Source organism: Paenibacillus sp. FSL R7-0128, assembly GCF_038002245.1.
GTDB lineage: Bacteria > Bacillota > Bacilli > Paenibacillales > Paenibacillaceae > Paenibacillus_AQ > Paenibacillus_AQ silagei.
Genome location: NZ_JBBOCD010000001.1, coordinates 5,213,804 through 5,228,354, shown reverse-complemented (window position 1 = coordinate 5,228,354; position 14,551 = coordinate 5,213,804). Strand labels below are relative to the sequence as shown.

The following is a 14,551-nucleotide window of genomic DNA, read 5'->3' as shown; positions in this document are numbered from 1 at the left end:
AAGTGCAGCAATGAGTCTAAAAAGGAAACTCAGCAAGGGGTGGCAATTCAGCAAGCAACCGCTTTATTCGGAGCTCGCCAAGGTAGCCGCAGATAAGGAATGGATGCCGGTTACGCTGCCGCATGACTGGCTGATCTATGATACTCATAATCTCTATGAGAACGGAGAGGGCTGGTACCGCACCAGCCTTAAGTTCGATAAAGTGCCTGCCCATGAGCTCGTTTCCCTGCGTTTTGAAGGAGTGTATATGAACTCCACATTATACGTGAACGGGCAGGAGGCGGGGGAGTGGAAATACGGATATTCTACCTTTGAATTCGATATTACCCCGTACCTGATAGAGGGAGAGAATGAAATATATATGCGTGTGATCCACGAATCTCCCAATTCCCGCTGGTACTCCGGGGCTGGAATCTACCGTCCGGTCTGGCTGAAGACGACACCGAAGACGCATATTGCCGCTGACGGGATCTATATTGCAGCCAGAGCAGCGGAAGGTGATACCTGGACGGTGGATGTCGATGTGGAGCTGCGTATCGCAGACGAAGCTGCGGCACAGGGAACGAAGCTGAAGCTGCGGCACAGCATTCTGGATGCGCAAGGAGCGGTAATTACCGGGCACATCACGGAGGTGCCTATGCAGGCCGGGAGGACCGTACACTGCCTGAGCCGCCTGACTGTTGACCAGCCCTTGCTATGGGATATTTCCAGTCCCCATCTCTACACTCTGCAAACCGAACTGCTGGCTGAGGATGAAGTGATTGAAGTGGAGAAGGAGAGGTTCGGCTTCCGGACCCTGGAGCTGGACAGTGACAAGGGCCTCTTCCTCAACGGCCGTCATGTCAAAATAAACGGAGTCTGCCAGCATCACGACCTGGGCGCTCTGGGGGCTGCTGTGAACAAGGCGGCGCTGCGCCGCCAGCTCGTCCTGCTGCAGGAAATGGGGGTTAACGCCATCCGTACCGCGCATAATATGCCGGCGACAGAGCTCATGGAGATGGCCGATGAAATGGGGCTGCTGATCGTATCAGAAGCCTTCGACATGTGGGAGCGCAGCAAAACGCCTTATGATTACGCACGCTTCTACCCGCAGTGGTGGAAGCGCGATGTGGCCAGCTGGGTGCGGCGTGACCGGAACCGTCCAAGCCTGCTGATGTGGAGCATCGGCAACGAGATTTATGATACCCATGCGGACAGCCGGGGCCAGGAGCTTACCCGCGAGCTGCAGGCTGAGGTGCTGATCCATGATCCGCGGCGCAATGCGTTCGTCACCATCGGCTCGAACTATATGCCCTGGGAGAATGCGCAGAAATGCGCCGATATCGTTAAGGTGGCGGGCTACAATTATGCGGAGAAATATTATGAGCAGCATCACCGTGAGCATCCGGACTGGATCATCTACGGCAGCGAGACCTGCTCGACCGTACAGAGCCGGGGAGTCTACCATTTCCCGCTGGCCCAGTCCGTGCTGGCCGATGATGACCAGCAGTGCTCCTCCCTCGGGAACAGCTCTACCAGCTGGGGAGCCAAGAGCACGGAGGCCTGCATCACCGCAGACCGGGATGCCGCCTTCTCGCTGGGGCAGTTTCTCTGGACCGGCTTTGACTATATCGGGGAGCCTACCCCGTATCACACTAAGAATTCGTATTTCGGGCAGCTGGATACCGCAGGCTTCCCTAAAGACTCCTATTATATTTATCAGGCGGAATGGACGGATTACCGTACACATCCGATGGTTCATATCTTCCCGTACTGGGACTTCTCTCAGGGTCAGCTGATTGATGTGCGTGTCTGCTCCAATGCTCCGCGCATCGAGCTGTTCATGAATGAAATCCCGCAGGGCATTGTGGAGATTGATCATGTTCACGGGCATAAGCTGCTTGGTGAATGGCAGCTGCCTTATGCGGAAGGTGTTCTGCGGGCTGTAGCTTATGATGAGCAGGGGGAGGTTATTGCCACAGATCAGATTTCCTCTTTCGGAGATGCAGCGTCGATTGTCCTTACTCCCGACAAACAGATAATTACGGCAGACGGTACGGATCTTATCTTTGTAACGATCAGCACCCTGGATCAGGAGGGGCGTCCGGTAGCGAATGCCAATAACCGGGTCCGTCTCCGTATTGAAGGCCCCGGACGGCTGATCGGTCTGGATAACGGGGACAGCACGGACTATGATTCCTACAAAGGCGTCAGCCGCCGGTTGTTCAGCGGTAAGCTGCTGGCAGTGATTGCCGGTACACTGGAGGCTGGAACAATTACGCTGCGGGCAGCTTCGGAGGGACTAGCTTCCGCCGAGCTTACGCTGCAATCGGTGCTGCCGGCACCGGGAACGGCTGCCGGGGATGAGCTGTATCTGTATGCGCACAATCCGCTGGAGGCAGATGCGGCATCCGGATATCCGGAGAGTGGACGGGATGGAGAGATCCCGGTCCGCAAGCTGGAGATTATCTGTCCCGAAGGCAATGTTCTGACACCGGAGCAGCCGTCGCTTCCGGTCCGCGTCAAGCTTCATCCACAGGGTGCCTCCTGGCAGGATGTCGAGTGGCGGCTTACGAACGCTGCCGGGATTGATGCCAATATTGCTGCCATGGAGACGGATGGGCATGAGGCGGTCATTACGGCTCTCGGTGACGGAGATGTATATATCCGCTGCGGAACAGCCAATGGCGCTGACGGAATACGGCTCTATTCACAAATGGAATTCAGGCTGACAGGCTTTGGTCAAGCTTATCTGAATCCGTATGAATTTGTCTCCTCCGGGTTCAGCAGCAGCCACAGCCGGAATCTGACCAACGGCAATGAACGGGGTGTTGCCACTGCCCGCAAAGGGGAGAGCCGGATCTGCTTCGAACGGATTGACTTCGGGGAGTATGGGGCTGATGAGATTATTCTGCCAATCTTCTCGCTTGATGATCAGGAATTCCCGATTGAGATATGGGAAGGCGTGCCCGGGCAGCCTGGTGCCGAGCGGCTCACCACCATGACTTACCAGAAGCCATCCCGCTGGAATGTATATCAGGAAGAACGTTATACGCTTCCCAGACGGCTGACGGGTATCACCTCTCTGTCCTTCGTGCTGCGCAAGAAGATTCATTTGAAGGGCTTCTACTTTGTCCGTAAGCCTAAGGCGTTCGAGCGTCTGAATGCCCTGGCCAACACTGCGGTCTACGGGGATACCTTCACCCTAACTGAAGATGCCGTCGAGGGAATCGGCAACAATGTGTCGCTTATATTTGCCGGAATGGACTTCGGCGGAGCGGAAGGCTCACGGGTGGTAATCTGCGGACGCTCAGCGCTTGCGAACAATACACTGCAGATCCTGTTCAGCGGTTCCGGCGGCGAAACGAAGCAACTGATAGAATTCGCCGGAAGCGGCAGCTACATTGAGCGTGAATTCACCCTGGAGCCGCCGGTCAGCGGCAGCGGGACGGTTACCTTCCTGTTCCTGCCGGGCAGCCGGTTTGACTTCAAATGGTTCCAGTTCCTGCCGCCGTCCGTCTAGAATCTGCGCAATACAGTGATCCGTCCGCAGAACTCCTGCTCCTAACATAGTGGGCAACAGCCTTCACCACTAATAAGGGATATCGTAAACGGCCAGCTATTCTGGCGTTTGCGATATTCCTTTTGCCTGTGGCGGCGGGATCTGCGAAGAAGCCCTGGGGCTTCATATCAGCAGCCGTACACCCGCCCGTCGTCTCCTCCTTCGACAGTCCGTACCTCGATCAGCTTCATTGCACTGAAAGCTCTGAGCGTATGCTGTTGCCCCCGGGCTATTGTATAGATCCCGCCTGCCGCTGCTTCGGCTGCGCACCCATCCACCCGTACCTCTCCGTGGCCGGACACAATCATCCAGGACTTGGCACAATGCTCACAGGTCATCTCAGGTATGCTATGGCCCGGCAGCAGGGTAAGCATTGCCGTAAGGACAATCCGGGAGCCGTCTGATTCCCGGTCCAGCACGGTATAGCTGCCCCAGCCCGTTTCACCATACCTCGGCTCCGTTACTGAATTCTCCGCCAGAATATCCTTGATGGTGTTAGCGTCCTTCTTATCTGCGATCAGGATGCCTTCGGGACCGGCTATGGCGACTATACCGGAGACCCCAATGACATGCAGCGGCACCTCCAGCTCGTTAATAAGGTGACTGTCTCCGCATTCTCCCCATAGCCCGCCTACTCCAATGACCTGTGATGGCAGCCGGGCCGTCAGTGTATCCCAGCTTCCCAGGTCGGACCATTCCCCATCATGCCGTAAGACAACAGCCTTAGTGCTGCGTTCTGCCACTTCCTTGTCGAAGCTGCGGACCGGGAGCTCTGGATACAGTGCGGTTAATGCTGCGAATTCCACGGGCAGCCCCAGCCTCTCCAGATGCTCCAGCAGGAAGCTCAGCCGCGAAGCGAATACCCCGCAATTCCATAAAGCCTTCTCCTGCATCAACTCCAGGGCTTTAACTTTATCCGGCTTCTCTGCAAAAGATAGTACCGGAGCATACCCGCCATCGTCCTCCTGTGCCGGGACGATATAGCCGTATTGCTCTGAGGGATATGAAGGCCTCGTTCCAAGCAGGAGGAGTTCGGCCCCAGAATCGGCCAGAAGTACCTGGAATCGATGGAACTGGCGGAAGAAATCATCATCCGCATACATGTCGGCCGGAGCGATACAGATGATGTCCTCCGGCTGTGCCTTGCCGGTGGCAAGCAAGTGCAGCGCGCCGAACGCGGCAGCAGTAAAGGTGCCGCGCTTGCACGGCTCTCCGATTACCGGATAATTGCTTCCGGTATACCGCTGCGTGAGGGCTGCCTGCTCCTGATGGGCCACGAGCAACAGGGATTTATCCAGTCCGGCCTGACTGAGCTGACGGCATACCCGCCCGATCATGGATTCTGTGCCCCCGCCCGGTGCAGGCAGCAGCTGCAGGAACATCTTGGAGCGGATGCTGCCGGACAGAGGCCACAGCCGCTGGCCGGAGCCGCCGCACAGAAGAATAGTATGCATCACGTTTCTTGCCTCCTTAAGGCTTGCCCGGAGTGGAGTATCCCTTGCGCTGATGGAAGGAGAGCGAACGGTAAGACCCGGCGTACTTCCGGATTTGCGCCTCAGTCAGCGAGCCCGCCGGGGTCTTTAGCGCTTTATTATTGGCATTCTTGAGCAGCACAGAGGTGCGGTTTGCGCTGTACACGTAGTTGGCATAAGTCTCGAATTCGGAGAAGCCGAACTGCCGCTTCTTGTTGATCGAGTGCAGAATAGCCGCGTGCCAGGACATGCCGTGGCGGGCTGCAATTTTTCGTTTGAGACTGGCCAGCTTTGCGGAATCAAACAGCATGTAGTGGGTCACGAACGACTTGGGTGAAGGCGCAGGGGCACCGAGCAGCTTGCGGTAGGTGCGGAAATACTCCGGCTGGCTCCAGTTGCGGCAATAGAAGATGCTTTTCCCGCCGGCACGGAAGCGATGGGGACGGATGAGCACCGTATCTGCATCAATGACCAGGAAATACTTCTCACGGCACACCTGATCCCCGTTCATCTTGAGCAGCTGCTGATACAGCCAGCCTGACCGGTTCCAGCGGGAAGAGGAATAGCGGATCGCTTTTTTAGTGAATGGGAGGACGGTGGTTTCATTGACAAAGACGCAAGCTTTCCGGGAGCACAGTTGTCTGATTCTACTATTCTCCGGCGAGACAATGTAGATATTGCTGATAGAATGCTGGACATAACGGCGAAGACTATCAATAACATAAGGTAGGGTGGCGAGATCCTTTTCGATAGCAGGAATCAGGACGTCGATCGGTGGAGCGCTTGAGGTTACACTTACAGCAGCAAGGGACATAGATTCATCTCCATACATATATTGACATTTGATCGTCTTCACTAGCGTATGCCTGCTGAGCTGCTATGGAGAGGGCAATTATCCCGCACAAGTTAATCTTTCTATACGGGGCAAATGATATATTCCACGGCACCTCCGGCGGCATAGGATGCAGTGAATATGTAATTTAATGTTAAAACGGAGCGTTGGCTCCCAGCCCGGACAGGAGAGTGCATAAGTGACAGCCAAACCAATTCATTCAGGACTGAGCAAATGGTATAAGACACAACTGCTGCTTAAGAACGAGACCATTAAGGGGTTCATCCCCGATACCCGGAGATTTAACAGGCGTAATCTGGAGCAGATGATGCACAGCTATGGAATGATCTATATCAAGCCGGAACGGGGAACGTATGGCATGGGTGTGATCCGCGCGGAGCGGAAGGACCGGCAGGGATATATGTATCAGTATGAGGAGACCGTGCGCCGTTTCGCTACGTTTGAGGCTTTTCATCACAGTCTGGCGACAAGAATCGGGAAGAGGAGCTATCTGCTGCAAAAAGGTATCCACCTGCTGAAGCATCACGGGCGCCGTTTCGATATCCGGGTGATGGTGCAGCTCAGTCCCAAGGGCGTATGGGAAGCTACGGGGATTATCGGGCGGCTGGGGCATCCGCGCAAAATTGTGACCAATTACCACAGCGGCGGCAAACCGACCGCAGTGGAGCATTTGCTCTCCACCCATCTGTCTGCGCAGCAGCTTGTGCAGCTTAAGGGGGAAATGAACCGGCTGGGCACACGCATAGCGCGGCAACTGAAAAAGACTTATCCGCACCACCGGCAATTCGGTGTAGATGTCGGACTAGACCACTCACTGAAGCCGTGGATCATTGAAGTGAATATGAATCCCGATCCCTACATTTTTAATCAGCTGAAGGATAAATCCATGTACCGCAGAGTAATGAAGTACCGGCGTTTGGGCTTGACCAAATAATACGATATGCCAAAGGAAGGCCTGCCAAGCTGTGCAAGGCCTTTCTTCGGCATAAGGCTGTGATGTGTAATCTTACTCCGGCATAGCTAAATCCCGCTGTCTTATAGTAAAATAAGATAAATTCAAATACATAGAAGTTATTGTATGCTGAACCAGCTTATGCTTGCGTCCGGCGGGCAATAATGAGCAGAAAAGGCGGCTGAATATAGCTCATGAGAAAAAGTGTTGTATTTAAAGCGGTTTCATGTTACTTTAGAGTCAATAAAAACGTTTTTATCAAAAAGGAACATTGATATGGCTAAGATAACGATCAAAGATGTCGCACGGGAAGCCGGGGTCTCCATCTCGACGGTCTCCAACGCCCTGAATGATGTGGATGTGCTGAGCCCGGAGACCAAAGCGCATATTCTGAAGGTGGCCCAGCGCCTGAATTACGTGCCGAATCTGAACGGTAAGCTGCTGAAATCGGGTACCACGAAGATGCTGGGTTTTTTCACAACAAGTGTATCCGGTCCATACTTCTACAAGCTGGTTGAATCCATGTCCCGTCAGTGCGACCGGCTGGGCTATGGCCTGAATGTATTCGTCACCAAGGACAAACAAGTCATTATGAGCAATATCCTCGGACGGCGGGTGGATGGTGTCATTATCTATGAGGAGCTGGGCATCGACGAGCAGGACATTGCCGCTATGAAGAAAGACAAGATCAAGGCGGTGTTTCTGGACCGGGTGCTGGAGGATGAAGGGATGGGCAGCATTATCTTTGATTCCTATGAATCAGGCTATGAGGCTACGAAGTATTTGATCAGCCTGGGGCATAAGCGGATTGCCTATATCTCCGGCGTGGATACGATGTTCGACAGTGTGCAGCGGAAGGAAGGCTATCTGGCCGCGCTGCGTGAATACCAGCTTCCGGTGGAGGAGGAGTTTATCCTTCAGGGGTATTTTGAGGAGGACAGCACCTATAATGCCGTGAAGTCTTACCTCCGCCTGCATCCCGCGAGAGTCCCCGACGCCTTCCTGGCCGGCAACGATATCAGTGCCATGGGCTGTATTCAAGCGCTCAAGAGCTATGGGTATGAAGTGCCGCAGGATGTCAGTGTGATGGGCTTCGATGATATTGATATCGCTCCTTATTATTCGCCGCCGCTCACGACGGTAAGGAATCAGATTGCAAGACAGGGCATGCTGGCGATCGATCATCTGGTCCGCATGATTCAAGACAAGGAGCAGGGCGCAGCACAGAAGCTGCAGGGCGAGCTGGTCGTAAGAGGCTCAAGTCATGTGAAGCTGGAGCGGAAGGACCGCAGATAGAGGGCAGCGGGTGAAACTGATTTTACAGGAGGGGGATTTTTTGCGCCAAAATAAAAACGTTTTTATTGCTTTGAGCACCAATGTGAGCACCAACTGGATATCTAAATGGAGAGGGGGACAAGAACATGAATAAAACATCAGCGTCTGCAACATCAGCTTCCATCCCGCCAGCGATTCCGCCGTCCGCCAAGAAGCCCATGGGGCAGCGGATCAATGAATTTGTAACCGATTACAAGAGGCAGTGGGAGATTCAGTCGATGGTGCTGCCGGGCATTATTTTCATGATTATTTTCTGCTACATACCGATCTACGGGCTGACGATTGCCTTCAAGAATTACACGGTCATTGATACCTTGTCCACGGCACCCTGGGTGGGTCTGGACAACTTCAGAATTATTCTGTCAGACGAATATTTCTGGGATGCTGTCATCAATACGCTGGGCATCAGCTTCCTGAAGCTTGGGATCGGGTTCATCATTCCGATTATCCTCGCCATTATGATCTACGAGCTGAACATGGGCCGCTTCAAAAAATTCGTCCAAACGATCTCCTATCTGCCGCATTTCCTGTCGTGGATCGTCCTGGGCGGGATGCTGATCACCTGGTTCTCCACCTCGGGGCTGTTCAATGAGCTGCTGCTGAATCTCGGGCTGATCTCGAAGCCTTCCAACATCCTGCTGGATGCAGGCAAGTACTGGTGGATTGCCACGTTGTCCGATATCTGGAAGGAAGCCGGCTGGGGCACCATTCTGTATCTGGCGATTATGGCCAAGATTGACCCCACCTACTACGAAGCGGCCCGGATTGATGGAGCCGGCCGGCTGCGTCAGATCTGGAATATCACCCTTCCGAACATGAAGGCGATCATCAGCCTGAATCTGATTTTGACGGTAAGCGGCCTACTCGGCTCGAATCTGGATCAGACGCTGGTCTTGATGAACTCGCAGAACCGGGAGAAAGCAGAGGTTATCAACTCTTACGTCTACCGCATGGGGATGACGCAGGGCGATTTCTCTTATGCTACGGCTGTCGGCCTCGGTGTCTCCATTGTGTCGGTAATCCTGCTGCTTATGGCCAACAAGGTCACCAGTAAATTGAACGATAATCAATCCGTGTTGTAGAGGGGGCGTTAGAGTGAATCGGAAGGTCATACGGGAAGATCTCGACAGCCGGATCTTTGATGCGGTGAATAAGGTGCTGTTGGTCTGCTTCATGGTTATTATCCTCGTTCCCCTATGGAACGTAATTATCTCCTCCCTTAGTTCGGGCAGGGCGCTTGCCGAGGGCGGATTCATCTTCTGGTCCAAAGAATTCTCGCTGGAGAATTACCGGGCGGTCTTCAATGACAGCACGATCGGTCAATCCTTCATTGTCTCGGTCGCCAAGACGTTTCTCGGGGTGATCACCCACGTGTTCTTTTGCGCAATGATCGGCTACGGTCTCAGCAAAAGATACATCCGCGGCCGCAAGCTGTATGTGGCGATGGGCGTCATCACGATGTTTTTCTCCGGCGGAATGATTCCGACGTATCTGCTTATCAAATCGCTCGGGCTGCTGAACAGCTTCTGGGTCTACATTATCCCCGCATTATTCAGTTATTACGATGTGGTGATTCTGATGAACTTTTTCCGGAACGTGCCGGATTCGCTGGAGGAGTCGGCCAAGATTGACGGCGCAGGCGACTGGCATATTTTCCTCAAAATCTTCATTCCGCTGTCCATGCCCGCGATGGCCACCATCGCCCTGTTCAATGGGGTGGGACAATGGAACGACTTCATGACCACGAAGCTGTACATTACTGATCAGGCGCTCTACCCGCTGCAGATGAAGCTGTATGAGATTATTGTGCAGTCGCAGACCCAGTCCATGCAGAATATCGGAGGCTCCGTCGTCATTGAGACCACCACCAAAGGAGTTCAGCTGGCCACCATCGTCATTACCACACTGCCGATTGTTGCGATGTATCCCATTCTTCAGCGGTACTTCATCTCGGGCATGATGCTGGGGGCAGTCAAGGAGTAGAAGAGATTCACTACGTTATAGGAGGTCAAGAAGATGATCAAGATGACTAAGGTTCTCGGCACAAAAACGCTAAAATCCGCGCTGCTCCTGATGGCGGCTATGCTGGTGGCGGCAGGCTGCAGCTCGGGCGGCGGCTCCACCAAGGCGGTTGAGGTGTCCCTGGACAACCGGTATACGGTAGACCCGGAGACTCCGGCCTGGCAGCTGGATAAGAAGAGCGAGACTACGGACTTAACCTGGTATGTGAACGCAGACTGGTGGAATACGGACTTCGGCAAGGATGTAGTCACCAAGAAGATCAAAGAGGATCTGAACATCAACATCAAGTTCATTACCGGGGACGATACGAAGCTGAATACGTTCTTCGCGGGCGGCGATATGCCGGATCTGCTGACGATCTTCGACTCCAATTCCCCGGTTGTGCAAAAGGCCTCCACCTGGGCGCTTCCGCTCAATGAGCTGGCGGAGAAGTATGACCCGTATTTCAACAAGGTGGCCGCTGCCGACACGCTGAACTGGTTTCAGCTGAAGGACGGCAAAACCTACGGTTATCCGAACTATTCCAATACACAGGCGGATTATGACAGCGGTAATATTCCGGCGAAGACGGCTTTTGTCATCCGCAAGGATGTGTATGAAGCGCTGGGCAGCCCTGACTTCGGGACCCCGGAGGCCTTCCAGAAGACAATGAATGAGATTAAGAGCAAATTCCCGGATATGATTCCCTTCGGGTTCAATGCTATCGGGGAAGGGACCGGTTCGCTCGGGGATGCGCTGCAGGATTTCATCGGCGTTCCGCTGGAGACGGAGGACGGCAAGTTCTACAACCGCAATCTGGATGAGGATTATCTGACCTGGCTGCGGACGCTGAATGCCGTGTACCGGGACGGGGCGATCAGTGATGACAGCTTCGCAGATGACGGAACCGGCTTTGAGGAAAAGGTGAAGTCCGGCAAATATGCGGCCATGCTGCTTGACGGTACTCCACAGCAGGGCGGCAATTTGCAGATTTTCATGAGTGCCAATCCCGGCAAGGAGTATATGGCTGTTGACGGGCCGCAGAGCACCGTAGGGCATCAGCCGACCCTCAATCAATCCGGGATTACCGGCTGGATGATTAATTACATCACCAAGAATTGCAAGGACCCGGCCAAAGCGATTCAGATTTTCACGTATCTGCTGAGCGAAGAAGGACAGAAGCTGATGAACTACGGGATTGAAGGTGTAACTTATAAATCCAATCCCGACGGTACGGTTGAGCTGCTGCCGGAAGTGAAGGACCTGCAGCTTAATAATGCGGATAAGTTCAAGAAGGACTACCGAATGGGCGAATTCATGTTCTTCGGACATGACCGCCACAAAGCGCTGAGCAAGGACGCCTTCCCCGAGTCGATCAAGCAGATGCAGGAATGGGGTAAAGGCAAGCTGAAGCCGCATTTCATCCTGGAGAATATTAACCCCGATCAGGGGACGGCGGAGGCCCGCGGCCAGACGGCCATTAATACGAACTGGAACACCACGCTGGTCAGCATGATCCGGGCCAAGGATGAGGCAACCTTTGACAGCATTCTGGCGGAGCATAAGACCTTCCTGGACAAGAACAACTGGAGCAAAATCGTAGAGGTCCGCAGCGAGAAGATGAAGGCCAATAAGGCCAAGCTGGGCATTAAGTAGTCAAGGCGCAAGGGAGGGCCCGTTTTGGGCCCTTTTATATAAGAAGATGGAGGGATAACACATGCGGGAAATGATCATGTACCAGTCCAGCGGAGAGAACGAGCTGTTTATAGAGCAGTCCGCAGCACAGCTGCCGCAGATTTCTGATGATGCAGTTACGGTCACCGTAGACATTGATGCGAGTAAGACCTATCAGGAGATGGATGGCTTCGGGGCTTCCTTCACCGACTCGGCCGCCTACCTGATCCATCAGGTGCTAGGTGCAGAGCAGCGGACGGAGGTAATGCGCAAGCTGTTCGATCCGCAGGCGGGGATCGGCTTGTCCTTCCTGCGTAATCCCATGGGCGCATCGGATTATGCCAGAACGGTCTACAGCTATAATGATCTGCCTGAAGGCGGGAGTGATCCGGAGTTGGCCGGATTCTCCATCGCCCACGATGAAGCAGACATCATTCCTTTGGTGCAGCAGGCCTTGAAGCTGAATCCTGAGCTGAAGCTGGTGGCTTCACCCTGGAGCGCGCCGGGCTGGATGAAGACCAGCGGCTCGATGATCGCCGGACGGCTGAAGCCAGAGTATTACCGGGTGTATGCGGATTATTTTGTCCGCTATATTCAGGCTTATGCCGCTCATGGCTTACCTATCTATGCTGTCACTGTGCAGAACGAGCCGCTCTATGAGCCGCAGCATTACCCCAGTATGCTGATGCTGCCGGAGGAGCAGCGGGAGTTCATCCGGGACTATCTGAAGCCTGTGTTCAGGCAGCACGGGCTGGCCGCCAAAATCTTCTGCTACGACCATAACTGGGACCGGCCGGATTATCCGCTGTCTGTGCTGGAGGCAGCCGGGGCAGAGGTGGACGGCGTAGCCTGGCACTGGTACGGCGGCGCGGCGTCCGAGCAGTCGGAGGTGCAGGCGGCCTACCCGGATCATGAGGTCCATTTCACCGAAGGCTCTGGCGGGGAATGGATTCCCCCGTTCGAGCAGGCCTTCTCCAATGTGATGCGCACGGGAATTGAGATTCTGCGGAATCACAGCAAATCGTTCGTGCTATGGAATATGGCCTTGGATGAACTGAACGGCCCTACGGTGCCCGGCTTCGGGGAGAGCACCTGCCGCGGGGTAGTGACGGTCAACCAGCAGACCCGGGAGCTGACGTACACTCTGGACTACTATGCACTGGCACATTTCAGCAAGGTGATCCGCCCCGGGGCATTGCGCCTGGAGTCTGCCGCCAGCCATGAGCCCGTGCGTTCCGTGGCCTTCCGCAACCGCGACGGGTCCATCGCAGTCGTCCTGTTCAACGACGGAGAGACCCCGGAGAACGTGGCTGTGCGGCTGGAGGGGGAAAAATTATTGACCCTTGATATCGCTGCGAAGGGTGCGGTTTCGGTGAGGGCGGGCAGGTAAGCGGGAGTAGAAGTATAGGCTAGACGAAGACTTAGGCTGCCCGGGAAAATCCCGGCAGCCTAAGTCTTTTTGCGATGAGTTGTAAGCGATTATAGCACGGGCGAATTGTATGCTATAAACCGAATACAATTCGCCAGCGCGATTAATTTCTAATTACTGTTTACCTTTTTACTCTTTACCCTTGCTGCCAAAAATCTCAACGATCTCATCCAGCAGCCGGTCGAGGGTAATCGGGTCATCGAAGTTATATTTGCTATCGAAGGTGTATACACGGCCTTCCTTGACGGCAGGGATCGCTTTCCATAAGCCGCTGTCCATAAGTGCAGTCTGTCTCGCAGCCGTCTTGCTGCTGGTGTCGGTAAGGAGGAACATATGCTTTCCAATATACTGTGGCAGCACCTCGTCAGAGATGGTTACGAACCGTTCGCCGGCATCGACCAGCTTCTGGACGCCTTCTGCCGGCTTGAAGCCAAGCTGTCCGTACAGCGTTTCGTTCAGACCTTTGCCGCCCATAATGTACAGCTCGGAGCCAAGCACCAGCAGGGAGGTAGCTGTATCACCTTCAGTTAGATTGAGCTGCTTCTTCACGGAGGCAACCTTCGTCGTATAATCATTGAACCAGCGGTCCGCAGCTTCCGTGCGGCCGAACAATTCGGCCAGCTGCCGGACACGCTCCTCCGTCGGGAAGGTGCCGTCCAGTCCCACGACCACGGTCGGTGCGATTTGGCTTAACGCTTCAATCCCGGTCTCATCCCAGTCGTCGAAGATAATCAGGTCCGGGGATAAGGCCAGAATCTTCTCAGCAGAGAACGGATACCCGATGTCCTCAATCCCTTCGAGCAGATCGGGGTAAGCCACCTGAGTGCCGATGACGCTTAGCGAAGCTCCCGCAGGCTTAATCCCCAGCGCCAGCAGGTCACCCGGATTACTGCCGACATAGACAATGTGCTGCGGATCAGTTGGGATTTCAACCTCTCTTTTTTTGTAATCCGTGTACAATCTTGTTGTAGCCGCAGCTCCGGTTGCCGCCGGACTGGCCGCAGGGGACTCAGTTGCAGCCGCCGCAGATGGGGCGGCGCTATTCGTGTTGTCTGACTGGCCGCAGGCTGCCAGGATTAAGGTGAGGATCAGAAGGGTTAACGGAAGAAATATCTTTTTTGTGCTCAGCATAGGTGATGCTCCTTTATGATGAATTTTTCCATAAAAACCTGTTTCCGCAGACAAATGGACACCAGTGCACTTATGTACCTTATGTATGGAAATTAACAGGTAAATGCCTGCTGGAGAGGCAATAAAGAATCTATTCTAGATAATGATTATCATTATCATTTAA

The 14,551-nt window shown here is 54.2% G+C and carries 10 protein-coding genes; 7 read left to right on the top strand and 3 right to left on the bottom strand.

Translation table 11 applies throughout. From position 1 onward, the window contains the following. The first annotated feature begins 10 nt into the window (after positions 1–10). Positions 11–3,502: a sugar-binding domain-containing protein gene (locus tag NST26_RS22185; RefSeq protein WP_340951320.1), complete on the top strand. Its 3,492-nt coding sequence runs from the start codon at positions 11–13 to the stop codon at positions 3,500–3,502. A 167-nt stretch (positions 3,503–3,669) separates the two neighbouring features. Here NST26_RS22185 and NST26_RS22180 read toward each other — a convergent pair whose 3' ends face one another. Together NST26_RS22180 and NST26_RS22175 are read right to left on the bottom strand one after the other, a co-directional pair. After that, positions 3,670–4,995, bottom strand: coding sequence for a sugar phosphate nucleotidyltransferase (locus NST26_RS22180; protein WP_340958018.1), 1,326 nt, complete (start codon positions 4,993–4,995; stop codon positions 3,670–3,672). A 16-nt stretch (positions 4,996–5,011) separates the two neighbouring features. Then, on the bottom strand, positions 5,012–5,827 hold the full coding sequence (locus tag NST26_RS22175) for a DUF6492 family protein (RefSeq protein ID WP_076081203.1): 816 nt from the start codon (positions 5,825–5,827) through the stop codon (positions 5,012–5,014). Between the two features lie 217 nt (positions 5,828–6,044). Between NST26_RS22175 and NST26_RS22170 the strand changes: the two genes are divergently transcribed. The 6 genes from NST26_RS22170 (at position 6,045) to NST26_RS22145 (ending at position 13,218) form a co-directional block, all read left to right on the top strand. Next, complete coding sequence (locus tag NST26_RS22170; protein WP_340951323.1) at positions 6,045–6,800, top strand: YheC/YheD family protein; 756 nt, start codon at positions 6,045–6,047, stop codon at positions 6,798–6,800. 294 nt (positions 6,801–7,094) lie between these two features. Beyond that, entirely contained in the window at positions 7,095–8,114 is a 1,020-nt protein-coding gene (locus NST26_RS22165; RefSeq protein ID WP_036731707.1) for a LacI family DNA-binding transcriptional regulator, read from the top strand. Positions 8,115–8,239: 125 nt separating this feature from the next. Continuing rightward, positions 8,240–9,235, top strand: a complete 996-nt coding sequence (locus tag NST26_RS22160) for an ABC transporter permease (protein WP_051478573.1) — start codon at positions 8,240–8,242, stop codon at positions 9,233–9,235. A gap of 13 nt (positions 9,236–9,248) precedes the next feature. Next, the gene (locus NST26_RS22155; RefSeq protein ID WP_036731709.1) at positions 9,249–10,136 is read left to right on the top strand and encodes a carbohydrate ABC transporter permease; all 888 of its coding nucleotides are present in this window, start codon (positions 9,249–9,251) and stop codon (positions 10,134–10,136) included. 33 nt (positions 10,137–10,169) lie between these two features. Further along, entirely contained in the window at positions 10,170–11,810 is a 1,641-nt protein-coding gene (locus tag NST26_RS22150; protein WP_340951326.1) for a sugar ABC transporter substrate-binding protein, read from the top strand. 61 nt (positions 11,811–11,871) lie between these two features. Further along, the gene (locus NST26_RS22145) at positions 11,872–13,218 is read left to right on the top strand and encodes a glycoside hydrolase family 30 protein (RefSeq protein WP_340951328.1); all 1,347 of its coding nucleotides are present in this window, start codon (positions 11,872–11,874) and stop codon (positions 13,216–13,218) included. A gap of 168 nt (positions 13,219–13,386) precedes the next feature. Here the strand turns inward: NST26_RS22145 and NST26_RS22140 are convergent, their stop codons facing one another. After that, complete coding sequence (locus NST26_RS22140) at positions 13,387–14,388, bottom strand: ABC transporter substrate-binding protein (protein WP_340951330.1); 1,002 nt, start codon at positions 14,386–14,388, stop codon at positions 13,387–13,389. Positions 14,389–14,551 lie beyond the last annotated feature (163 nt).

Excerpts from the sequence above, each read along its gene's own strand:
- NST26_RS22185 (WP_340951320.1), top strand. The coding sequence starts at position 11 with ATGAGTCTAAAAAGGAAACTCAGCAAGGGGTGGCAATTCAGCAAGCAA.
- NST26_RS22180 (WP_340958018.1), bottom strand. The coding sequence starts at position 4,995 with ATGCATACTATTCTTCTGTGCGGCGGCTCCGGCCAGCGGCTGTGGCCT.
- NST26_RS22175 (WP_076081203.1), bottom strand. The coding sequence starts at position 5,827 with ATGTCCCTTGCTGCTGTAAGTGTAACCTCAAGCGCTCCACCGATCGAC.
- NST26_RS22165 (WP_036731707.1), top strand. The coding sequence starts at position 7,095 with ATGGCTAAGATAACGATCAAAGATGTCGCACGGGAAGCCGGGGTCTCC.
- NST26_RS22160 (WP_051478573.1), top strand. The coding sequence starts at position 8,240 with ATGAATAAAACATCAGCGTCTGCAACATCAGCTTCCATCCCGCCAGCG.
- NST26_RS22150 (WP_340951326.1), top strand. The coding sequence starts at position 10,170 with ATGATCAAGATGACTAAGGTTCTCGGCACAAAAACGCTAAAATCCGCG.
- NST26_RS22145 (WP_340951328.1), top strand. The coding sequence starts at position 11,872 with ATGCGGGAAATGATCATGTACCAGTCCAGCGGAGAGAACGAGCTGTTT.
- NST26_RS22140 (WP_340951330.1), bottom strand. The coding sequence starts at position 14,388 with ATGCTGAGCACAAAAAAGATATTTCTTCCGTTAACCCTTCTGATCCTC.